14 protein-coding genes, 1 tRNA gene, 2 pseudogenes and 1 CRISPR repeat array are annotated in these 23,134 nt (G+C 70.1%); of the genes and pseudogenes, 10 read left to right on the top strand and 7 right to left on the bottom strand.

All coding sequences use genetic code 11. The annotated features are described in order from the left end of the window. Positions 1–242: 242 nt before the first annotated feature. From lysA to BS72_RS35840, 3 genes and pseudogenes are all read right to left on the bottom strand, one after another. Positions 243–1,634 (bottom strand): diaminopimelate decarboxylase, encoded by a 1,392-nt coding sequence (lysA, locus tag BS72_RS23770; RefSeq protein WP_037913391.1) that lies wholly within the window; start codon positions 1,632–1,634, stop codon positions 243–245. A 448-nt stretch (positions 1,635–2,082) separates the two neighbouring features. After that, a complete protein-coding gene (gene nrtL / locus BS72_RS23765; RefSeq protein WP_037913389.1) occupies positions 2,083–3,447 on the bottom strand; it encodes an ArgS-related anticodon-binding protein NrtL in 1,365 nt (454 codons plus the stop codon). 306 nt (positions 3,448–3,753) lie between these two features. Further along, positions 3,754–4,179: pseudogene (locus BS72_RS35840) on the bottom strand (response regulator); the annotation flags it as partial. A 265-nt stretch (positions 4,180–4,444) separates the two neighbouring features. Between BS72_RS35840 and BS72_RS23755 the strand changes: the two are divergent. Both BS72_RS23755 and BS72_RS23750 read left to right on the top strand, forming a co-directional pair. After that, a tRNA-Arg gene (locus tag BS72_RS23755) sits at positions 4,445–4,516 on the top strand. An 8-nt stretch (positions 4,517–4,524) separates the two neighbouring features. Further along, entirely contained in the window at positions 4,525–4,962 is a 438-nt protein-coding gene (locus BS72_RS23750) for a hypothetical protein (RefSeq protein WP_037913387.1), read from the top strand. A gap of 516 nt (positions 4,963–5,478) precedes the next feature. Here BS72_RS23750 and BS72_RS40000 read toward each other — a convergent pair. The 4 genes and pseudogenes from BS72_RS40000 to BS72_RS23740 all read right to left on the bottom strand — a co-directional run. After that, positions 5,479–5,895: pseudogene (locus BS72_RS40000) on the bottom strand (recombinase family protein); the annotation flags it as partial. A gap of 600 nt (positions 5,896–6,495) precedes the next feature. After that, entirely contained in the window at positions 6,496–6,708 is a 213-nt protein-coding gene (locus BS72_RS38690; protein WP_157856321.1) for a hypothetical protein, read from the bottom strand. A 147-nt stretch (positions 6,709–6,855) separates the two neighbouring features. Further along, positions 6,856–7,830, bottom strand: coding sequence for a TRM11 family SAM-dependent methyltransferase (locus BS72_RS23745; RefSeq protein ID WP_037913386.1), 975 nt, complete (start codon positions 7,828–7,830; stop codon positions 6,856–6,858). A gap of 24 nt (positions 7,831–7,854) precedes the next feature. Then, a complete protein-coding gene (locus tag BS72_RS23740) occupies positions 7,855–8,514 on the bottom strand; it encodes a hypothetical protein (protein ID WP_037913384.1) in 660 nt (219 codons plus the stop codon). 1,716 nt (positions 8,515–10,230) lie between these two features. Here BS72_RS23740 and BS72_RS37460 point away from each other — a divergent pair. The 8 genes from BS72_RS37460 (at position 10,231) to BS72_RS23700 (ending at position 22,896) form a co-directional block, all read left to right on the top strand. Next, the gene (locus BS72_RS37460; RefSeq protein ID WP_198545944.1) at positions 10,231–10,494 is read left to right on the top strand and encodes a CRISPR-associated endoribonuclease Cas6; all 264 of its coding nucleotides are present in this window, start codon (positions 10,231–10,233) and stop codon (positions 10,492–10,494) included. A gap of 158 nt (positions 10,495–10,652) precedes the next feature. Further along, a complete protein-coding gene (locus BS72_RS23730) occupies positions 10,653–11,981 on the top strand; it encodes a hypothetical protein (RefSeq protein ID WP_157856320.1) in 1,329 nt (442 codons plus the stop codon). Then, positions 11,978–13,000 (top strand): type I-B CRISPR-associated protein Cas7/Cst2/DevR, encoded by a 1,023-nt coding sequence (gene cas7i, locus BS72_RS23725; RefSeq protein WP_037913382.1) that lies wholly within the window; start codon positions 11,978–11,980, stop codon positions 12,998–13,000. The genes BS72_RS23730 and cas7i overlap by 4 nt, the downstream gene beginning before the upstream one ends. Further along, positions 12,997–16,110: a CRISPR-associated helicase Cas3' gene (gene cas3, locus BS72_RS23720; RefSeq protein ID WP_198545943.1), complete on the top strand. Its 3,114-nt coding sequence runs from the start codon at positions 12,997–12,999 to the stop codon at positions 16,108–16,110. The genes cas7i and cas3 overlap by 4 nt, the downstream gene beginning before the upstream one ends. A 31-nt stretch (positions 16,111–16,141) precedes the next feature. Next, the gene (locus tag BS72_RS23715; protein ID WP_037913380.1) at positions 16,142–16,639 is read left to right on the top strand and encodes a CRISPR-associated protein Cas4; all 498 of its coding nucleotides are present in this window, start codon (positions 16,142–16,144) and stop codon (positions 16,637–16,639) included. A gap of 3 nt (positions 16,640–16,642) precedes the next feature. Then, positions 16,643–17,623 carry a type I-B CRISPR-associated endonuclease Cas1b gene (gene cas1b, locus BS72_RS23710; RefSeq protein WP_037913378.1) on the top strand — a complete coding sequence of 327 codons (981 nt, stop codon included), beginning with the start codon at positions 16,643–16,645 and terminating at the stop codon, positions 17,621–17,623. 7 nt (positions 17,624–17,630) lie between these two features. Further along, on the top strand, positions 17,631–17,894 hold the full coding sequence (cas2, locus tag BS72_RS23705; protein WP_037913376.1) for a CRISPR-associated endonuclease Cas2: 264 nt from the start codon (positions 17,631–17,633) through the stop codon (positions 17,892–17,894). A 122-nt stretch (positions 17,895–18,016) separates the two neighbouring features. Beyond that, positions 18,017–21,662: a CRISPR direct-repeat array (repeat unit 30 nt; unit sequence GTCCTCATCGCCCCCAGCGGGGGTCACAAC). Between the two features lie 442 nt (positions 21,663–22,104). Continuing rightward, positions 22,105–22,896 (top strand): sigma-70 RNA polymerase sigma factor region 4 domain-containing protein, encoded by a 792-nt coding sequence (locus BS72_RS23700; protein WP_037913374.1) that lies wholly within the window; start codon positions 22,105–22,107, stop codon positions 22,894–22,896. Positions 22,897–23,134: the final 238 nt, after the last annotated feature.

Here is a 23,134-nt window from a genome sequence, read left to right as displayed (position 1 = left end):
TTCTTTCCGGCAGACAAAATAGCCGCAGGCGGCTCGTGGACAGCTCTCACGACCGGCACCGGCCGCGCGGGCCGGACGTGTTCACCCCTCGCCCGCCGCACGGGAGTTCCGTGTGGCCAGGAGGGTTCTGGCGGAGTCCAGTCTCACGCACCGGATGGCCAAAGCCACGCCTTGTCCGGATCGCGAGACCAGTCATGAGCGCCGATTTTACGGCTGGGCGGCCCATCCTCCGCGCTTTCGGATCAGCCGACGTCCAGCCGCAGAAGATCCTCTTCCGTCTCGCGCCGGACGATCACCCTCGTGCCCTCCTCGGTGACGGCCACCACCGGCGGGCGCAGCGCGTGGTTGTAGTTGCTCGCCATCGACCGGCAGTAGGCGCCGGTGGCCGGCACCGCCACCAGGTCACCGGGGGCGATGTCGGCCGGCAGGAAGGCGTCCTTGACGACGATGTCGCCGCTCTCGCAGTGCTTGCCGACCACCCGGCACAGCATCGGCTCGGCGTCGCTGGCCCGCGACACCAGCGCCACGCTGTACTCGGCGTCGTAGAGCGCGGTGCGGATGTTGTCCGACATCCCGCCGTCGACGCTCACGTACGTCCGCAGGCCCTCCAGCGGCTTGACGGTGCCCACCTCGTACAGCGTGAACGCGGTCGGCCCGACGATCGCCCGGCCCGGCTCGACCGACAGCCGCGGCTGCGCGAGCCCGGCGGCCTCGCACTCGCGCGCCACGATCTCGGCGAGCGCCTTGGCGATCTCGTGCGGCTCGCGCGGGTCGTCGGCGGAGGTGTAGGCGATGCCGAGGCCGCCACCGAGGTCGATCTCGGGGAGCTCCACGCCGTGCTCGTCGCGGACCTCGGCGAGCAGCCCGACCACCCGGCGCGCGGCCACCTCGAAGCCGGCCGTGTCGAAGATCTGCGAGCCGATGTGGCTGTGCACGCCGACCAGCTCCAGGCTGTCCAGCCGCAGCACCCGGCGCACCGCCTCGGCTGCCTGCCCGTCGGCCAGCGAGAGGCCGAACTTCTGGTCCTCGTGCGCGGTGGCGATGAACTCGTGGGTGTGCGCCTCGACGCCCACCGTCACCCGGATCTGCACCCGCTGCCGCACCCCGTGCGCGGCGGCCGCGGCGGCGACCCGGACGATCTCCTGGAAGGAGTCGAGCACGATCCGCCCGACCCCGGCGGTGACGGCCCGCTCGATCTCGGCGGCCGACTTGTTGTTGCCGTGCAGCGCGATCCGCTCGGCCGGCATCCCGGCGTCCAGCGCCACCGCGAGCTCGGTGCCGGAGCAGACGTCGAGGTTGAGGCCCTCCTCCGTCAGCCAGCGCACGACGGCGCGGGAGAGGAACGCCTTCCCGGCGTAGAAGACGTCGGCGTCCTGGCCGAACGCTGCCTGCCAGGCGCGGCAGCGGGCCCGGAAGTCCGCCTCGTCCAGCAGGTACGCGGGGGTGCCGTGCTCGGCGGCGAGGTCGCGCACGTCGTGCCCGGCCAGCTCGACCACGCCGTCGGCGTTGCGGCTGACCGACCGCGACCACACCCGCGGGTCGAGCGCGTTGAGGTCGGCGGGCGGCCCGACCAGGTGCTCCTGCGGCAGCACGTCGGCGTGGCGGGGACCTGCGGGGTGGGCGGAACGGCTCACGGCGGTCTCTCTCCCGTGGGGCGGTATCGACTGGTCGGACGCGGTGGACTGCTGAGGCTGAGTCTGCATGGCGAGGCGGTCTTCTCGTGGCTCTCGGGAGATGTTCGGGAGATGTCTTGACATGTCTCGGGGCTCGGGCGGTGGCTGGACGGGTGGATACGGGTCGAGCTTCTGGATCTTCTTACGGGGCTCCCCGCCCGCGAGTTCTCCGCTCTGTCCCGTTTCCGGCCCGCCGCACGCCAGAGGGGAGCTTGCGGCACCGCCCGGGGGGTCGGGGCGGGGGCCTTCCCGGCGCCCGAGGGCCTCCACTGGGTCCCGGTCGGGGCCCTTGGAGGTCCCGTTTGGGCCCCTTTGAGGTCCCTTTGAGGTCCCGGTCGGGTCTCGACAGTTCCTCGGGTGGGGCCGGTTGTGGCCTCTGGTGCGGCCTCGGGTATGGCCTCGGTCCTGGTCAGACCCGGTCGGGGGCGCCGATGCCCAACGTTCGCAGGCCGACCGCCAGCACGATCCCGGCGGCGTCGGCGAGCCGGACACGTGCCGCGTGGACGGCCGAGGGTTTCTCGTCGCCCTTGGGCAGTGGCGGGCACTCGTCGTGGAAGCGCGCGAAAGCGTCCGCGAGGCGCTCCAGGTGCCGTGCGATCCGGTCCGGGGCACGGCGCCGGGCGGCGCTCTCGACCACCCGCGGGTAGTCGGCGACCAGGCCGAGCAGCTCCGTCTCCGCCGGGTGGTAGGCGGGGGGCGGGCCGCTCGCGGCCGGGGTCGGGGCCCGCTCGGGGTCCTGGTCCTGCCGCGTCGTCGCGGCGGGAGGGCGGACGGGGGGGTCCCGGGGATCGTTGCGCAGGTCGTTGCCGAGGGCCGGGGCGGACTGGGGCCCGGGGTTCTCGGGGTTCTCGGGGTTCTCCCGGGGGTCGAGGGCGCCGTCCACGTCGACGCCGAGGTCCCGGGCGTTGCGCAGCAGGGCCCGGGTGCGGGCGTGCGCGTACCGGACCCGGAAGAGCGGGTTGGCCTCGCGCTGGGCGAGCAGGACGGCCCGGTCGGCCGGCCCGAGCCTGGGCTCGTCCCCGGCGGGCGGCCGCAGCAGCGCCCAGCGGGCGGCGTCGGGCCCGAGCAGCGCTTCGAGCCGGCCGAGGGAGGGCGCCGCGGGGCCCGGGGCGGCGGGCTCGCCCGGTGCGGTGGCGGGTACGGGAGCGGGTACGGGAGCGCCGGCATCGGTTCCGTTGCCGGCGCCCCCGTCACCGGTTTCGCCGCCGGTTTCGTCACCGATTTCGCCGTCGTTTTCGCCGCCGGCTTCGCGTCCGCCGAGCTCGTCGTATCGGGGTTCGACGACCACCAGCAGCTCGTACGGACCCCCGGGCTGGGCGGGACGCGCTCCGGCGGCTCGCAGCAGCTGGTTCACCACGTCCGCGGTGAGAGTGCCCCGCACGGCGCCGGGAACGGCGGGGGCCACGGTCACCCGCTCGTCGGCCACGGCGTCGCTCGTCCCGTAGGCCTCCCCCAGCTCCCGGACCCGCCGGACGACCTCGTCGTACGCCGGCGTGCTCAACGTGATGTTGAGGAACCCGGCACCGGCGACCTCCACGGCGGCGATGCCGGGATCGCGCAGCAGCCTGCGGCGCAGGATCTCGGCGACCTCGCGGGGCGGCAGTCCGGCCGGACCGGCCAGCTTGAGCGCGACGTTGCTGGCGAAGTCGCCGCAGTCGGCGCGCGGAGGCCGCTGGACGGCCGCCCTCTCGGGCACCTCGACGGCGAGCTCGGCCGCGTCCACGGCACGCCGTACCGCGGTGAGGACGACGCGGGACAGCTCGGCGGGGGTCACGGGAAAAGCCTAGGCGAGGCGGGGGGTGGTCGGGCGAGCGGGTTTCGTCACGTGGGACGCGTCCCGGCGGCGCCGACGGCCCCGCCGAGAGGCCGGGAGAACGGAGCGGGCCGAGAGGACGGACCGCGCGCGGAACCAGCACCGTCCTCGACGCGAGGCGGCGAGGGGAAGGGAAAGCCGCGCGGCCTGGCTGAGAACGAGCTGCCGAAAGGAATCCTTCGGGATCCGGCTCCTGGTCCGGTCCGGGTCAGCCGTTGGGGGCGGTGGCGGGATGGTCCCGGGAGGGCTCGGGGGCGGGTCGGCGGAGGGCTCCGCGGCGGGCGGGCCGGCCTCGCGCGGCAGGAGACGGCGGACCGTCTCGACGAGGGCCTCGGGCTCGAACGGCTTGGCGACGAAGGCGTCGACCGTGCCGGGACGGCTGATGCCGGCGGGCAGCCCGCCGGCGCTCACCATGACGATGGCTATGCGCCGGGTACGCGGATCGGCGCGGAGCCGGGAGGCGGTGCGCACGCCGTCGAGCCGGGGCATCACGACGTCGAGGGTGATGACGTCGGGCCGCACGGAATGGACGATCTCCAGGCACTCGGCACCATCAGCCGCGGTCACGACCTCGAAGCCCTCCAGCTCAAGGTTGACCCTGATCAGCTGCCGGATGACCTTGTTGTCGTCGACGACAAGGACCCGGCCGGACGCGCCCGCCACACCCGAAAGCGTAGGCGCAGCCCTCTCGATGCGTCCGCGTTTTACCGCTTTCTTCCCCGCCACGGGTGAACACGCCCTCCCGCCGCCCCCTTCACACCCGCACTGACCAGCCCTTCCCTCCCCACCCGTCCCGCCCACACCCCCGCCGCCCCTCCCCCCGTTGACGCCCCATCCCCACCACCACCCACCCGCGAGCCCCCGCACCCCCGTCGGAGCCCTCCCACGCGTCACCGCCCGCCCCCCAGACAACCGTGTGCGCGACCCCCCTCTCCAACCTGCTAATGTTCTTCCTGTCGCCCCCGTAGCTCAGGGGATAGAGCAACGGCCTCCGGAGCCGTGTGCGCAGGTTCGAATCCTGCCGGGGGCACCCAGAAGATGGGAACGGATCTGCCGGTTTTGACCGGCTTGTCCGTCCTGGGTGCCGTGATCGGGTTCCCGCACTTCGGTGCGGGGGCCCGATTTTTTGTTCCACGGGTCCAGCGAACGGGTGACGGACGCCAGTCCGTCAACCATGTTCCCTGGGATCGTCACCCGCAGGGTCACCTCTTCCCGGGGGCGGCTGTAGCGGACTTCAAGCCCGAAAGCGTCGTAGAGCCGCCGTTGGATCTCCTCCGGAACCAAAGCGAGATCCACATCGAGGCGCGGAAGCGCATCCAGCAGAGCTGCGGTGTCGCCAGAGCCTGCTGCCGGTTTCGGCGTGTTCAGACGAGCGAGTTGCTCGGCGAGTTGTTCGCGCTGCGAGCCGAGCGTGGCGTGCTCCCTGCGGATGGCGTCACGAAACTGCTTCTCCTGATCGAGGTCAAGATCGACTGAGTCGTCATCGGCACCGAGACCGTCGGCAAGGCTACGGATGAGGCGGGCCTGACGCTGGCCGATGGCACTGATGGCGTGCTCCAACGCTGCGCGTTCCTTGGCGATGCGATCGCTGGTGTCCTTTTCCGGCCGCGAGGCTTCGAGTGCGGTGGTGAGATGGCTGCGCCGATCGGGGCCGAAGATCCTGGTAGCGAAGAAGCGGGAGATGGAGGCGATCAGGATCTCCTCGCGAATCCACAGGCTTTTGGGGTGGTCGGGGAACCACGGTAGGTCACGATGCTCATTCGGATCGGGCTGGCAGGCGAAGTACGGGATCTGGTGGCGAGTCTTGCCGAACATGCGGCGCCCGCAGATGTCGCAGCAGACGTACGACCGCAAAACGTAGGAGCGTTTGGTGGCCGGGTGTGCGTTGGCTCCATGGGTGGTGCGGGATCCTTGGCGTTTACTGCCCATTACGGAGACAGTGTCGAACAGCTCCTTGGTGACGAGAGGTTCATGAGTGGGGCGCTGAGACCAGATCCAGTCCTTCGGGTCATTGTTGCGACCGCCCTTTTTCGTCGCGCGGCGGTTCCAGACCTGATAGCCCGTGTATTTGGGATTGCGGAGGATCTCCCGCACGGCAGACCCGCTCCAGCGCCCCAGAGCCGCGTTGGCGCGGGTCGGCTCCGGAGGCGGGTACCCGGCGAGGTCCAGGTTCAACCGGTCGGCGATGGCGTCGTAGCCGAGCTTGTCCAGCCCGCGGAGTTGGAAGATACAGGTGACCGCCGGGGCCCGCGCTGGGTCGGGGACGAGCCGGTGCTTGGTACGGCCTTCGGCACGGCGGGCCGGGACAGGATGGGGCACCCTCTCGGCCAGATAGCCGTAGGGAGGCTTTCCCACATTCCAGCCTTGAGAGATGTGCTCGACGAAGCCGTCCCAGGACAGCTCCAGCATCTGGAGTACGTACCACTCAGAGACGGCTTGCTTGACCCGACGGGTAAGGGTCGGTGTGGCACGTTTGGCTCTGGGGCCGGTAACGATCGGTTCGTCGGCAGCGCATAGGGCAACGCCGGCTTGCTCCAGTTCGTACTCGATCTTGGTGCCGAAGTAAGTGCGCCGGGCGACACGTTCGATCGATTCACAGATGACCGCGGCGAAGCGACGGTCGGAGCGCTGGGCTTCTTCGAGGAGATCGGAGATGCTGCCGTCACGCGGAATGGGGATGTTGAACTGCCGGTGTGCGAGAGAATGGCCACGCTCGTCCAGCTCTTTTCGACCGGACTCGACGTCGTAGAAGTGGGCCACGATGACCCACCCCGGCGGCAAGACTGCTCGGGCGTTGCGGAGCTGGCGTGGAAGGGAAAGCGTGGGGTCCTGCGCGTCTTCAGTCGACGTACGCCCGAGCCAGGCCACCGGAACGCTGACCGGGACGGCGGTTGCGTCCGGAATGCTCTGCACGGACCACGGCCGATCGGGCACCGCGGCGGCCCAGGGCGGAGCGCTGGATGACAACTCCCGCATGTGCTGTCCCTTTCAGTGGCTCTGGGCGGGAGCTCACGCTCGGCTTTTCCGAGTCGCGTCGCCGCGGTGGGCGTACAGCCACTCCAGCACCTCACGAATTGCGTCCGCTTGGCGCTGAGCCAGAGCCTGAGCGTCCTCGCCTTCGACGACGACGTACTCCTCGACCACTCGCAAGCCGTCAGCCGAGCAGGGCAATTCGTCCGGTATGCGAGTGACCGACGACCATGGACGCTCCGTCTCGGCCATGTCGTCAAGACCGCGATCTTGTTCGGTGCCCCTGGGCCCCCGTGAGATACTCACCGTCCGTCTTCCGCGGGCCGGCGCGTCATGGTGAGCCACGACAGGAACAACCCCCGGCCCGCCGGCCCCCGAGAACTACTGCCGATCGGGAGGTCAGTGGCCGCCACAGCGGTCCCTCCGAGGGCAGCCGCGGAACCTGACCGCCGCCCGAGGTTCCCTTGCGCAGGCGGTTCCAGCCGTGCACGCCGGAGACTTCGGGCACGCAGTGGGAGTGCCTGCTGCGCGTTTCCCCGGCCGGGTGAAGACCAGGACGTCCTCGTGCTGGACCACCGCGAGCGGGATGCCCTGGCGGCGGGCATCGCGGACGTTCTTCATCTGGAAGAACGACGGGCGGGCGATCAAGCGGCCGTCACGGATGCCGGCGAGGAGGGCGACGCACCGTTCGGCCGGGGTGAGGCCGGCCGCCTGGCCGGCGGCCAGGACGGCGGAGGGCAGATCGACGAGTTCGCCCCGTTCACGCCAAGGGCGGGTGGTGATGACCACGGTGCCGCCCAGGCGCAGGACGTGTCGGCACTGGGTGAGGATGTCGGTGAAGGCTTCCAGGAGCCGGTCGGTGGAGACGTGGGCGAGGTTGGAGGGGTCGTGGCTGTAGCTGTAGTCCTTCTTGGCCACACCGCGTTCGCCGGTCTCACGGCTGGAGCGGACCTGCCCGTGAACGGAGTTGCCGTACGGCGGTGAGGTGACCACGAGGTCCACCTCACCGTGGAGCTCGGGAGGAACGAGCTGGGTGAGATGGCGGGCGTCACCCCGGTGCACGACGCCGGTGCCGGCGCCGCCTTCGCGGGAGGCGGACGCGGCGTTGAGGCGGGCGAGGCCGGCCCACCGGGGTTCGTACTCGACGCCGATGGCGTTGCGGCCAAGGTGGATGGCCTCGACGAGGGTGGTGCCGATGCCGCACATCGGGTCAAGGACCAAGTCTCCGGGCCGGGTGTAGGTGGAGACGGCGTGGGCGGCGATCAGCGGGAGCATCTTGGCAGGGTGGGCGGCCGAACCGGGCACGTAGCGCCCCCTCCGCTGGGCTGGAGCGGAGGTAGGGGCGGTGTTCCACACCGAGAGAGGGCAGGGCACAGCGATTCTCCTTCGGCCTCGGCTCTACGCGTGGCGAATCGCGGACAGGGCGATGAGGTCGCAGTGCGCGACGCCGCGGGCTCCGTCTGCGGGAAGAGCAGGAACCAGGCGGTTGATGACCGGCCGGCCATAGACGACCACGATGTGCTGCAGGTAGCGAAACCCGGCGGTGCGGGCTGACGCGATCAGTGTGCCGAGCGGGTCGGTCAGGCGTCCGCACTCCCGACGCTGACGGGTGGCCAGCAGAAGCAGCCCGTTGTCGGGGAGGAGCCGGTGGGCGCGGTGGAAGAAGCCAGGCCAGCCATCCTCCAACGCACCGGGCATTCCGCTCCCGGCAGCCGGCAGGTCACCGGTGGGGACGGGGAGTGCGTCGGGGTGGAGCTCGGCAAGGAGCGTGGACGGCCTTTGCGCGGCGTCCTCGTCGTCGGCCGTGGTGGTAAACGGGGCGGAGGGGATCCTGGCGTCCATCCCAGGTGCGGTATCCCGGATCGCGATCTTGAGGAGCGGGGCGGGCCGGTGGGCGGGGCGTCCCATGAAGTCGGTGCGGATCCTGTCGATGGCCCAGGCCGGCAGCACCGCACCCGGGATGGGGGCGACGTTGGGCTCGTCCGAGTCGGGGCACCAGATGGTCATCGGCAGCGGGTCGTGGGCGGTGCGGGGCTGAGGAACGGTGGGCTTCGACATGGGCTGTCCGGCGCCGGGAGTGAGGGTTCGACCGTGCTCGTGCTGACGTGAGTAATAGAGATCTGCCAGCTGATCTTTGCCATCGCCCAGTGATGTTCAGTCTGCTGGGGCAGTCACGCCCGCGTGTGACGCTCCCGGTCGTGTCCCTTGTCGTGGCATAGACGATCAACGAGACGGCTTACCGGTCGCGTTAGCTCATCGCCAGCAGCCGAACACCAAGATTCACGACAGAGTCAAGCCCAGGGACATGCGTACATCGGCGCCCTGCTGCTCACTTCAGCCCGGTGTGACCCCCGCTGGGGGCGACGAGGAAACGCAACTCGGGCAGCCGCACGATGTCCTGTTGTGGTCCGGCTGGGGCGAGAAGGAACGGCCCTTAACGAAAGTGCTAGCGGAGCGGCGGACGTCGAAGTGCCCGCCGCTCTCCGACCATGGAAATGCGCACGAGTGTGCGAGATAAGTCCCCTTGGAGGGATAATAATAGAGGTATCGACTCTCCGGCCGAATACCAGCCCGCATGTATTGCGACCCACGTGGTGGGCTGATGGAGAAACCCTATACGACTCTCAAGTGTCCTCACTGTTGAATTTCCGGTCCATTATTCGATGGAGACGGTGATCACGAGGACGGACGTGCAGACGTGAAAATACGCTTTTCGGCTCGCGGTTCGTCCTTTGTGGAATCCGTGCGACGGAGTTCCGGACGTTGGCGTGATATTGCGCGGCGGGTGGTCTGGCGACGGCTGGCAGAGACCTGGCATCAGCTCGGGTGGGAGGGTGTCGATTCGGGCCGAGGTTGCAACCCTCATGAACGACCAGATGGGTGTCCGGATCTCGACTGCCAGCGATTTCAGGATTCTCCTCGCCAGACGCCACCAATACCACGCCGTTACACCTGAGCAGGTTCCCAACACGAGGAGAGTTGGCGTCAAGCATGCGTCCATAGATCCCTCCACGGGTGGGCTGACCCAGGAGACGCTATCAATCGACCGGCACTTGACAACCGTGGACACGCAAATCGCGCACGCTCCAAAACTTAACCCACATGTCGACGTCAGTCGTGGACGCACGTGTCGATCATGCGGCGGTTGCGGCGCGAATACTGCTCGCTGCGCGTGAAGCTTTGCCCTGAGATCGCGATGAGCTGCTGATTTCTCGCATTGTCAGTGGGTGGGCTTAGAGTCTGCGTTCTCAGTTGCGGCCTTATGGCTGCGGCGTGTCGCTTGCGTTCGTTGATTGCTGAGGGGTGTGAAGTGCGACTGCGCGTTGGGGTTGTGACGTCGGCTTCGTCTCTGCCTTGGGAGAGCGTGCTGGCTCCCGGTCGGGGACTGATCTACGACATCTTGGGCAATGTTGCTCCTGACCTTGGGGCAATGCTGCACAGCTCTGGCTGGGGGCCCCACGGAATGGCTCCTTTCGGCCACGGGGCGCCGATATTCGCGCGGACGGCGCGCAAAAGCGGGAGCTACGCAGCGGGCGGTAAAGGGCTGCTGGAGTTCGGCAGCCCGCTTCCCGAAGTGGCGGATGCGCTTGCCCAGGGATTCGCGCGGAAGGAACTCCTGGACTGGGGCGGCGTCGCCCTGCGGATCACCGCCCTTGAAGTGGTCGAGCCGCCGGGGCTGGCCTCGGGCCGGGTGCGTTGGAGGACCACGACTCCGGTGGTGATGAAGGTGTCGGGGGGAACGAGCGGGAGGCGGTCGAGAGGCGCGGGGCGTGGGTGCTGCCCACGGAGATGGAATGGCCCGCGTACATGCAGGGCAACCTGCGGCGCAAGGCCGAGACGCTGGGGCTGGAGTCCGATGTGGAATTGGAGGCCGTGACGTGGGTCGGCCCGAAGCGCTCCTTTCGCGTGGGCGGAGGGTCGAAGCCGGGCGCCGCGGTAGAGGTCGAGCTGTCCGGTGCGCCGGAAACACTGCGCGCGTTGTGGAGCTGGGGTTTGGGGCAGGCCAACTCGGCGGGATTCGGGTGGGTGCGGTCGTGAGAGGTACTGACTCCGGCACGGACGATCGGCTGCGGCTGGTGCTCACACCCCACCCTTTGCAGCGGGTTGGGGCATACGCCCTGGCCGCGCTGGCCAGGCCCCGCCCTGAGGACGCAGTGGACGTGGAAGGGGTGGACGCGGAGGGATTCGCTCGGGCGATGGAGATCGTGGCCCGGAACGCCGCTCGGGCCGCGCTCAAGGAGAGCAAGGCACCCGACGGCTTTTGGCAGAAGGTGAGTCTGTCCTTCTTTCCGAACTCGCCGATGAACCATCCCGGCCGGCGCAAGGGGAAGAACGACCAAGGGCTGTCGAAGTCCGACGCTGATGTGATGGCCGCGGTGCGCGCCTGGCTGTCTGAGCCGGAGGGGCACAGCCCCGGTGTGGACTGCGTGTTGTGCGGGCGCGCGGCGGTGGGGTTCTACGGCAAAAGGGATGTCGCGCTCGCTCAGAGCGAGGCGTACCGGAATACCACGCCACGGGGGCACGAAGGGATGGCCTTGTGCTGGCCGTGCGTGGCGTCGTTCTACGCGTTGCCGTATGGCTGCCAGTTGACCGGCGGCTCCTCCGTTGCGCTGCACAGTTGGGCGGAGCCGTTCCTGGCGAACACGATCGCGCGGCAGGTGGCGCGGAACCTGGTACTCGCCGAGTTCGGCCGGGAAGCCGACAAGGACGGCGACCGGCGGGAGATCGTGGCGCTGCGGGCGCTGAGGGCGTATGCCCAGCCGCTCACGGACGGTGTGGAGATGCTCGTCTTCAACAACAACAACCGCGGTCAGCTCCTGGACAGCTACAGCCTTACCCAGCCACTGGCCGAATGGTTGCGCCGTTCGTCCCGCATCAGCGGCCGGCGTGCGGGGTTCGAGGTGCTGGTGCGGGCGCACACGACCGAGAACGTCCGGGGGCTGCTGGCGTTGGCCCGGAATGCCTTTCGTGACCCGGCGCGGGTCGTCTCCCGGGGTGTTCAGGGCATGGCGCTGCTGCTCGGCCGGCAGGGGAGCGACCCGGTCGTGCTGAAGGGGCTGGCGAAACTACTGACGACTTTCGCGATTGAGGTGATGCAGGTGAATGAGGCGGACCTGGCGGAGATCAGGAGCACCGGCCACAAGGTGGCCGCCGTGCTGAGTGCGGACGAGGGTCTCGGCTCGCTCAGGGAGCTGCGGGCCAAGGTCCGGTCGCCCAAGGACCTGCGGCTGTGGCTGACGCGGCAGGCCGTGGTGTGGGCGGGGGTGGGCAGCGGCGCGCAGGACGTTCGGGACCGTGGCCCGCTGGTGAGCGAGCGCGGATTCGTGCTGCTCTTCGACCCCGGCTCGGACAACGCCGCATGGCTCCACCGCGATCTGCTGCTGGTGACCGTGCTGGAGGAGCTGGCGCGGCTGGGCTGGAGCGCCCGCGGGGCCGAGGAACCTGACGAGACGTTGGCCGACATGGATGCCGAGGACCGCAGGTTCCTGGCAGAGAACGACAGCGATGACGAGGAGGACCAGTGAGCTATCTGGTGGGCAAGATTGTGGAGGATGTCGTCGCCGGTGCCCCGAACAACGGGGAGGGCGAGGACAACATCGCCAAGGTGAAGTCGCTGCGGGTGGGGCGCGACACGTACCCGTACGTGTCCGCTCAGGCGTTCCGCCGCTGGCTGCGGGACTCGATGCCGGCTCAGGAGCCGCGCTCGGAGGTCATCCGCTCAGGCAAGGACAAGAGTCAGCAGGCGTACACCGCCGCGCGCCCCGATAGGTTTCTCGACGACGACCTGTTCGGCTACATGCTGGCGGTGAAGAAGGAGAACTTCCAGAGGGACACCGTCCTGGCCACGGGCACCCTCGTGTCGGTCGTTCCGCAGAGGCCGGCGACGGACTTCGGCACGATGAGCCGGGACTTCGCCGCGGGCGAGGCACCGGTGCTGCACCAGCACGAGCTGTACTCGGCTGTCCTGGCCGGCGACGTCCTGCTCGATCTGCCGCGGGTGGGGGTGTTCGAGACCGACGGCAGCGGCTTGCGGGTGGCACTCAACCCTGCCGCGGCCGCCGAGGCGGTGGCCGCCGGAGCCGAGGAGACCGTCTTCCGCGGCACGAAGGCGGTGCGACTGCCGATGGCCGAACGCCGCCGCCGCGTCGCCCTGTTGCTGCGCACGCTCGCGAGCCTCCGCGGCGGCGCCAAGCAGGCCATGCACTACGGAGACCGCACCCCGGCCATGGTGCTGCTCGCTCCCATGAAGGGAGGCGTGAACCCGTTCACGCGCATCCTCACCGCGCGGGACGGCAAACCCGTCTTCGATGTCCGCACGCTGAGGGAGGAGATGGGGGAGTGGGCCGACGAACTGGACGGCCCGGTCCTTCTGGGCTGGGCGCCCGGCTTCCTCGGCGACCAGCGTGAACAAGCGCGACGCGACCTGAAGGAACTCATCGACGGCGAGGTGCTCGTTCTCGGCCACCCTCGCGCCGTGCTCAAGGACCTGGCGCAGCGGATTCACGACGGTGCGCGAGACGCGTGGTTCGAGGACCCGCAGTGACCGACGCCACCGCAGCGCCCGACACGGAGCCGGCTCCTCGTACCGCGCTGGAAGTGACGATCACCGTACCCGTGGTCTCCTTCCGCAACTCGCTCCTCACCGGCCTCCAGGCCACGCACCCCTGTCCCCCGCCGAGCACCGTCGGCGGCATGTTGGCTGCGGCGGCAGGCGGCTGGCGGCACGTCGACCCCGGCCTGACCTTCGCCATGGCTTTCCACGCCCGCGGCAAGGGGGCCGACTTGGAGACCTACCGCCCCCTGGACGGCTCCGGCCGCCTGAGCACCCCGGCACCGTACCTCCACGAGTTCCTCGCCGACGCCGTCCTCCGGGTATGGATTCTGGACGACCGCGAGGTGTGGCGGGCACGACTGCGGCGACCCGTGTGGACGCTGCGGCTGGGCCGCAGCCAAGACCTGGTCGGCATCCGTCTCCGGGACGTCGCACTTGATCCACGGCCCGGCGAGCAGCGCGGAGCGATCGTCCCGGATCAGGACCAGAAAGGCCGCGGCGCCAGCCTGCGGCTCCCCGTCGCCGTGGACGCGGACCGAGGGCACACCAGGTGGGGCTCCTTCCGGTTCGACCCCACGGGGCGCGCTGAGAACACCGTGCCGGGAAGCTGGTCCGCTTCCGACGGGCAGGCCGTCGTCTTCCTCGAATCCGCTCACCCGGGTGCGGCGGCCCGGCCGCGCGAGCGGACACGCACGGCCACAACGCCGACGGCGCTGAGTCGACTTCGCGCGAAGAGCCCCGCCGCCGGTCGGCCGGCGGAGTCGCTGACCGCGCACCTCGCAGCCACCCTCGCGGCCGTACGGGGGCTGCAACGCCGCGTCGGCCGGGTGGAGATCGCCGACGCGGTCGTGTCCGGGAAGTTCTGGAGCGCCGCCGCCTGGGCAGCCCTTGCCCACGACGCCGGAAAGATCCCGGACGGCTTCCAGGACATGGTCAACGGACGCGCCCGTCGGTGGGGCGAACGGCACGAAGTGCTCTCGCTCGGATTCCTCCCCCACCTCCTCGACGACGAGGACCTGCTCCCCTGGGTGGCCGCCGCAGTCGCCACCCACCACCGCCCCGTGACCAGCGAGGGCATCCATGACCTCGCCACGCAGTATCGCGAGAGCGATCTGGGCGAACTACGCGAGCGGTTCGGGCCGATCCCCGACGACGCCGTCACCGCGCTGCTGGCGTGGCTCAAGGACACGGCCTCCGCCGCCGGCCTGCCCGGTGCTCCAGCCGCCACCGTGCCGCTGACCGCCGCGCGACTCACCGAGGACGCCCACCGCCAGTTCGGCGACCTCCTCGCCCGCTGGCACAACCGCTCGGTGAGCGCCGACGAGGGCCTGGCGAGTGTCCTGCTCCAAGGAGCCGTCACGCTCGCCGACCACCTCTCCTCAGCCCACCGCGACCTGGACCACCGCCAACCGCTGGACGCCACCCTGCGGCCCCGGATCGAACAGCACCTCGCCTCCCGCAGGGGCAGTCTCCGCCCCCCCCAGGAGCAGGCCGCCGCCACCTCGGGCAACCTGCTGCTGCGGGCACCCACCGGCAGCGGCAAGACCGAGGCCGCTCTGCTGTGGGCCGCCGGCCAGGCCGCCGAACTCACCCGGCTCACCGGCGGCGTCCCCCGCACCTTCTACACCCTGCCCTACCTCGCCTCCATCAACGCCATGGCCACCCGCCTGAGCACCCTCCTGGGCGACGACTCCGCCATCGGCGTCACCCACTCGCGCGCCGCCTCCTACCACCTGGCCCGGGCCATCGCCCCGGAGGACGGCGACGACGCCGAAGGCGCCGCCCGCGTGGCCGCAGCAGCCAAAGCCGTCTCGCGCGCCGCGGCAACCCGGCACTTCCGAGAGACCGTACGGGTAGGAACCCCCTACCAGCTCATGCGCGCCGCCCTGGCCGGCACCGCACACTCCGGCACCCTCATCGACGCGGCGAACTCCGTCTTCATCCTCGACGAACTCCACGCCTACGACGAGCAACGGCTGGGCTACCTCCTGGCCACCGCGCGCCTGTGGCAACGCCTCGGCGGCCGGATCGCCGTCCTGTCCGCCACCTTGCCCGACGCCCTCGCCGACGTGTTCGCCCGCACCCTGGGCCGCGACACGATCACCTCCGTTCCAGGCTCCGCAGCGCATCGGCCCCGCCACCGCCTGGCCACCAGAGACCACCACCTCACCGCCCCCGCAGCCCTCGACGAGATCCGTGCCCGCCTGCGCGCGGACGACAGCGTCCTCGTCGTCGCCAACAACGTCTCCCACGCACTCGAACTCCTCGACGCCCTCGCTCCGGAGGCCACCGAACGGCACGGCGCCGACGCCGCCCTCCTGCTCCACTCCCGCTTCAAACGCGGCGACCGCACCGCCATCGAGAACCGGATCACCCGGCGCTACAGCACCCACGGCACCCGCCGCCCCGGCCTGCTCGTGGCCACCCAGGCCGTCGAGGTCTCCCTCGACGTCGACTTCGACGTCCTCTTCACCGCCGCCGCACCCCTCGAAGCACTCCTCCAGCGCTTCGGACGGGTCAACCGGGTCGCCGCCCGCCCGCCCGCCGACGTCATCGTGCACGCCCCGACCTGGACCACCCGCCGCAACACCACCGACGAGTACGCCGACGGCATCTACCCGCGTGAACCCGTGGAAGCGGCCTGGAACATCCTCCTGAAGCACGACGGCGCCATCGTCGACGAATCGCACGCCACCGGCTGGCTCGACGACATCTACGAATCCACCTGGGGCGAACGCTGGCGCGACAGCGTCATCGAGCACCGCGACTACTTCACCAAGGCCCTGCTCGACTTCACCCATCCCTACGACGACCGCGAAGAACTCAGCACCACCTTCGACAGGCTCTTCGACGGGACGGAGGCCGTCCTCAACGACGACCGCGACGCCTACGAGAAGGCCCTGAAGCTCGCGCAGGGCCAGGCAGGCCGCCTCCTCGCCGACGAATACCTCATCCCCATGCCGTACTGGGCCGCGAACCTGACCACCTTCGAGAAGAAGCTCAACGTCCGCACCGTCGACGGCGAGTACGACCCGGAGCGTGGCCTGCTGTCCGTACACGGACCGGCCCAGCAGACCTACCGGCCCGGGGAAGTCCTGTGAACACCACACCCTCGCCGGCCGCGGAGTAGCCGTGATCACCTACGACGACGTGGGCGGTGTCCACATCAAGTACCTCTATCACTGCCGCCGCCAGCTGTGGCTGTACCTGCGCGGCATCCGGCCCGAGCACCTGAACGCGGCCGTCCAGAGCGGCGAGGCCGTCCACGACACCTCCTACACCCGCAACACCCCCGTCGACCTCGGCGCGGCGAAGCTGGACTTCGTCGACGGCAGCCACTGGGTGCACGAGGTGAAGTCCTCCTCCCGCCCCAGCCCGGCCGACGAAGCGCAGGGCCGGCACTACTGCCACCGGCTGCACCGTGTCGGCATCGAGGCCAAGGGCGCCGTCCTGCACTACCCGAAGACGCGCCGCACACAGAAGTTCCCCTACACCGAGCAGGCCGCCGTCCAGGCCGAGGCGGACGTCGAAGCGGTTCTCGCCGTCGCCGAAGCCCCCGCATCCCCCGATCGCCTGGCCCGGTCGGGCTGCCGGGGTTGCAGCTTCACCGACTACTGCTGGACGGAGTGACCCATGCCCGCTGCCGCGCGCACGTACTGGCTCACCAGCCCGTGCCGTATCCGCCGCAAGGACGAATCCCTGATCATCGAGCGGGACAACGCCGCCAACGTCCACATCCCCGTCACCGACGTGCGCGACATCGTCGCCTGCGCCGAAACCGACCTCAACACCGCGGTCATCTCCCTCCTGAACCGCCACCGCGTCAACGTCCACTTCCTCAGCTACTACGGCGACTACGCCGGCTCCCTCCTCACCTCCGACACCAGCACCTCCGGCGAGACCGTCGCCGCCCAGGCCCGCACCGCCGGCGACCCGCACGCCAGCGTGGCCATCGCCCGCAGCATCGTCGACGCCTGCGCCTTCAACGTCCGCCGCGTCGTCGACCGCAAACTCCTCGCCCGCCCCTACACCGTCCTGCGCGAGTCCATCGAAGACAGCACCAGCCAGGCCCAGCTCATGGGAGCCGAAGGCACCTTCCGCCGATCCGCGTGGGAGGTCATCGACACCAAACTCCCGGACTGGCTCCAGCTCAACGGCCGCAGCCGCCGCCCACCCAGGAACGCCGGCAACGCCTTCATCAGCTACGTCAACGGCATCACCTACGCCCGCGTCCTCACCGCCGTGCGCCTCACCCCCCTCCACAGCGGCATCGCCTTCCTCCACGGCACCATGGAACGCCAACGCCACTCCCTGGTCCTGGACCTCTCGGAGATGTTCAAACCCCTGATGGCCGAACGCCTTCTGCTGCGGATGGCCTCCCGCAACCAGCTGAAGGAACACCACTTCGACCGCGACACCAACCAGGCCATGCTCAGCGACACCGGACGCAAACTCGTCGTCCAGACCATCCGCGACGAGTTCGCCGTCACCGTCACCCACCGCACCCTGGCCCGCAACGTCGCCTACGACGAACTCCTCTACCTCGACGCCCTCGCCCTGACCCGGCACTGCCTCGAAGGCACCCCCTACAAGCCCTTCCGGATCTGGTGGTAGCCGAACCGTGTACGTCGTTGTCGTCTACGACACCCTCGCCGCACGCAACCCCAAGATCCTCCGCACCTGCCGCAAGTACCTCCACCACGTCCAACGCAGCGTCTTCGAAGGCCACCTCAGCGACGCCCAACTCCGCCGCTTCCACAACGCCGTCGAAACCGTCCTCGACCTCGCCTACGACAGCGTCCTCGTCTACACCTTCCCACCCGGAGCCGTCCCCCAACGCCTCGAATGGGGCGCGGTGGAACCCGCACCCACCGACGTCCTCTGACCTCCCCCACCACCACGTTTTTCAGCGCCACGCCGGGTCCAGCCGCACAACCGGAGACCCGCTGCAAAACCACCCCCGGACGCGGGAGACTTCCCCTCGGCCACCTGCGGCTTTACCGTGGGGTCCTCATCGCCCCCAGCGGGGGTCACAACACGTGACCGCCGTGGCGGGCAACGTGTGGACCGTCGTGTCCTCATCGCCCCCAGCGGGGGTCACAACGACAGCACCGCCAGGGGAACGAGTCCATCCTCGGGAAGTCCTCATCGCCCCCAGCGGGGGTCACAACACGCGGACGCCGTGGCCCCGGCCCCGGCACGAGCAGGTCCTCATCGCCCCCAGCGGGGGTCACAACCACCGGAACTCGGTCCGGGAGTGGCGGCGGCCGCAGGGTCCTCATCGCCCCCAGCGGGGGTCACAACATGTAGAGGGGGGCGGCGGCCAACTGATAGTAGAGGGGTCCTCATCGCCCCCAGCGGGGGTCACAACGGTACCGCCCGGCCGCCGTGTCCTCCTTCACGAGGTCGTCCTCATCGCCCCCAGCGGGGGTCACAACCGCCTGATCCAGTCGGTGAACCAGGTGAAATCCCAGTGTCCTCATCGCCCCCAGCGGGGGTCACAACTACACCGGACCAAGGCCTACAAGCAGATGCAGGACGCGTCCTCATCGCCCCCAGCGGGGGTCACAACTCGAGGGCGTCCAACCACCGACGGACCGCGTTCAGGCGTCCTCATCGCCCCCAGCGGGGGTCACAACCTCCGGTCCGGGCATGAAGAGAAGCCCCGCCCTCCGAGTCCTCATCGCCCCCAGCGGGGGTCACAACGAGCACAGGCTCCGGATCGTGCCCGTGCCGCCCCAGCTGTCCTCATCGCCCCCAGCGGGGGTCACAACAAGATCACGCGGGAGGGGTCGTCAACCTCCAGGAGGTGTCCTCATCGCCCCCAGCGGGGGTCACAACACCGGGCACAGGTACCGGCCGCGGCCCCGGCCGGCGGGTCCTCATCGCCCCCAGCGGGGGTCACAACGCACGCAGCCGGGCCGGGGACGCGGCGGTCGTGGGCGTCCTCATCGCCCCCAGCGGGGGTCACAACAGGAGCAGCATGTCGGGGCGCCGGTTCTCGGGGTCGGTCCTCATCGCCCCCAGCGGGGGTCACAACTGGCCGTATTTCAAGCTCCCGAAGGGCGCGAAAGAGCGTCCTCATCGCCCCCAGCGGGGGTCACAACCGGGCCGCTGCGGGGCGGGGGAGACGGGCTCCGTCTCGTCCTCATCGCCCCCAGCGGGGGTCACAACGCGGCGATCGCGGCGCGGAGCCGGTACAGGACGTCCAGTCCTCATCGCCCCCAACGGGGGTCACAACTGGACGGCGAGGAGGCGCGGGCCTCCTACCAGCTACGTCCTCATCGCCCCCAGCGGGGGTCACAACGTAGCGAGGATCACGAGCGGGTCGTCCGTGGTGACGGGTCCTCATCGCCCCCAGCGGGGGTCACAACGTGTCGTACGAGGCGGCCGACGTCGAGGCGCCCCCGCGTCCTCATCGCCCCCAGCGGGGGTCACAACCCCGTGGAGGCAGCCGGTGGATAGGTAGCGGTGCGGCTGTCCTCATCGCCCCCAGCGGGGGTCACAACATCGAGCCGTCCGTGTTGGTGTGGGTGGCGGTGCTGTGTCCTCATCGCCCCCAGCGGGGGTCACAACCGGCCGACGACGTAGGGGGCGAGGGGGTGGCCCTCATCGTCCTCATCGCCCCCAGCGGGGGTCACAACTTCAAGATCAAGGGCAAGGACCTGGCCGCGCTCCTCAAGTCCTCATCGCCCCCAGCGGGGGTCACAACTCCACCCGCTGGAACATCAGCGGCCAGACCTGGCCGTCCTCATCGCCCCCAGCGGGGGTCACAACGCCGCGGCCCGGCACCCGACCTGACGCGGGACGAGCAGTCCTCATCGCCCCCAGCGGGGGTCACAACGCGGCCTCGGGAGCGGTCGCGCTGTCCGCGTCCTCCGCCGGGTCCTCATCGCCCCCAGCGGGGGTCACAACGTGATCTCGAACGGCTTCATCCCGATGGCCATCAGCGGTCCTCATCGCCCCCAGCGGGGGTCACAACGAGAAGTCGTCCCACGTCACGCCCCCGCCGGGGGTCGTCCTCATCGCCCCCAGCGGGGGTCACAACACCCCCACGCCTACGGGCTGCGCTTCGAGTTCGCACCGTCCTCATCGCCCCCAGCGGGGGTCACAACGGGTCGGCTCGGGCCCGATCGGCAAGGTGTCGCCGGGTCCTCATCGCCCCCAGCGGGGGTCACAACAAGTACTCTCCGACGGCGCGGTCGCGGTCGTCGCGGGTCCTCATCGCCCCCAGCGGGGGTCACAACACGAGGCCGTGATCCGCCCCGACGCCCCCGGCACCGGTCCTCATCGCCCCCAGCGGGGGTCACAACTGGCTCCTGTCCCGGCGACGCCGTGTACGGCCGCGCGAGTCCTCATCGCCCCCAGCGGGGGTCACAACGGGTCCTGGTGGCAGTCGGTGATCCGGGCGACGCCGAGTCCTCATCGCCCCCAGCGGGGGTCACAACCAGTCCTGCCCAGCGGCTGGACAAGGGGTGTGACCAGGTCCTCATCGCCCCCAGCGGGGGTCACAACTACGTGTACGCGCAGGTCACCCCTGGCGCCCGCGGGTCCTCATCGCCCCCAGCGGGGGTCACAACGTGCGGGAGACCGGGTGGTCGGAGGTGGCGCCGTACTGGTCCTCATCGCCCCCAGCGGGGGTCACAACGCGTCCTCGCCGGTGTGGCCCTCGCACGCGGGCTCGAGTCCTCATCGCCCCCAGCGGGGGTCACAACCAGACGGGGCAGACCCGGCCGTCGCCGGCGGACGCCCGTCCTCATCGCCCCCAGCGGGGGTCACAACTGCGTTCAGGACCGGGTAACGCCGGACGGGCAAAGCCAGTCCTCATCGCCCCCAGCGGGGGTCACAACGCCTCGGGCGGAACCTCGTCCACGCGTCCTCGTCTCGTCCTCATCGCCCCCAGCGGGGGTCACAACGTGCTGCAGCCCGGGGGCGGTGTGGTCGAGCTGACCGTGTCCTCATCGCCCCCAGCGGGGGTCACAACCAGTCCAGCGGCACCACGGTGAAGCGGTAGGCGCCCCGTCCTCATCGCCCCCAGCGGGGGTCACAACACGGTGGGCGCCGGGTCGGTGCTGCTCATGCTGTCTGTCCTCATCGCCCCCAGCGGGGGTCACAACCCCATGGCCACCGGGGCGGGCAGCATGCCGTCCGCCAGTCCTCATCGCCCCCAGCGGGGGTCACAACCAGATCTTCTTCATGGTCACAGGTGGAAGTGTTTGGCGTCCTCATCGCCCCCAGCGGGGGTCACAACTGGCAGCGGGGAGCTGACCGAAGTGACCGATCAGACGTCCTCATCGCCCCCAGCGGGGGTCACAACACGGCACGGCCACCCTTACCGTGCGGCTGCACGACGCTGTCCTCATCGCCCCCAGCGGGGGTCACAACACCACGGGCAGGTGGATGTGCTGGTGGTCCACCTCCACGTCCTCATCGCCCCCAGCGGGGGTCACAACACGCCGCGGAAACTCTCCTCGCCCGCGCGGACGAGGCCCTCATCGCCCCCAGCGAGGGTCACAACAGATGCCCTGCACGCTGCCACCCGGTCACGACCACGGGTCCTCATCGCCCCCAGCGGGGGTCACAACTACTCCCGCACGCTGGCCGGCGCGCAGTGGATGGACGGGTCCTCATCGCCCCCAGCGGGGGTCACAATGCGTAGGTGACCAGGATGTTGTAGAGCGTCCGAACGTGTCCTCTTCGCCCCCAGCGGCGGGGGCGGGGGATGACACCGCCAGGGGGTCAGGAGGGCGCCGTGGCGGAGGCTCACCGCGATGTGTGCGAGAGCAGCATCCCGTTTGCCCAGGTAGTCGCGTACGCGAGCCAGCCCCGTGCCACCGCCGAGCCACCGCCGAACCGGTGCGGCCCGCGGCGCCGGAGCGGCTCATGCCGAGGTCGAAGATTTCTCTGTTCGATTCGAGGTGCTCCGGCCAGGGCGTAACTCCAGGCAGTACGGGGAGGGCCGCGGCCGGGCCATCGCACATGCCGGACCACCTGGCCGGCAGTGGCACAGCACCGGCGGGTGAGTGGTCCGGCGGTGGCACGGGGGCTTGGGAGGGGTGACGGCGGAAGTTGTCCACGCCGCCACAGGAGATGCGATGTACCACCCTCGCCAGGCCCACCGCCCCGCCGTCGCCCGTCCGCAGAGCGCCCTTCGCTCTCCCCTCGCGGAGCTGGAGCAGGCGTTCCTCGCGCTCGCCCACGGCGTGGAGCCGCTCACATTCCCCGCTCACTTGGTGTGCGACGAACCCGACCGTGCGGTCTGGCCGGTTGACCGGGTCCGCACCAACCTCGCCCACCCGTCCACCCGCGCCGAGTTGCGTGAGCAGACCTGGCGTGAGGTGGTCCGGCGTTCCCGCGACCTGGGCGAGCCGTGGGGCGTGGTGGCCGTGGCCATGACCGTCCCGGTGCTGCGCCGGATGCTCGCCCGGCTGGCCCGCCCCGTCCACCTGGAGCGCGCTGAGGTCGAGCAGGAGGCCCTGGCCGCCGTCGCCACGGCCCTGAGCACTGTGGACCCCGGGGCGCAGCGGCTGGATCGGGAGCTGTTCAGCGCAGCCGATCGGGCCGTGCACCGGCTGGCGTACGCCGCCCGGCGCTGCGCCACCCGGGAAACCGGCCAGACCGCAGTCCTCCTCGACCAGCTGTGCGCCCCTTCACAGGAGGACAGCGACGAGCCGGTGGACGAGTTGACGGTGCTGGCCCGCGCTGTGCAGGCCCACGCGCTCGATGTGGCCGAGGCCCGACTGATCGCCCGTACGCGCCTTGAAGGCGAGCCCATGAGCCGACTCGCGTCGGAGCGAGGGGTGAGTGTGCGGCAGCTCTATCGCCACCGGACGGCCGCCGAGCAGCACTTGGCCGCGCACCTCTGCGCCCGTTCGGCGGACAAGTGACAGCCGGCTGGGCCAGGAACACACCTGCCGGATGTCAATTCCCGAGTCGTGAATCTCTATGACCGGTAAGCAGTCGTCACCGGATGAGGGATGAGTTCGCCGCATCCGGTGACGGCTGCCCGGGGCAGCCAGTCACCACCGGGCTGTCCGAGTGGTGGGTGAGCGCGCGCCCGTCTCGTGCTGACACCCCGAGTGCCCCGTTCCCGCCGCTCCTGGAAGGGAGGCCGGCCCGGACCGA

Source organism: Actinacidiphila yeochonensis CN732, assembly GCF_000745345.1.
In the GTDB taxonomy this organism is placed as follows: domain Bacteria; phylum Actinomycetota; class Actinomycetes; order Streptomycetales; family Streptomycetaceae; genus Actinacidiphila; species Actinacidiphila yeochonensis.
The sequence above is the reverse complement of the archived record's forward strand: the minus strand, read 5'-3'. Positions and strand labels throughout refer to the sequence as shown.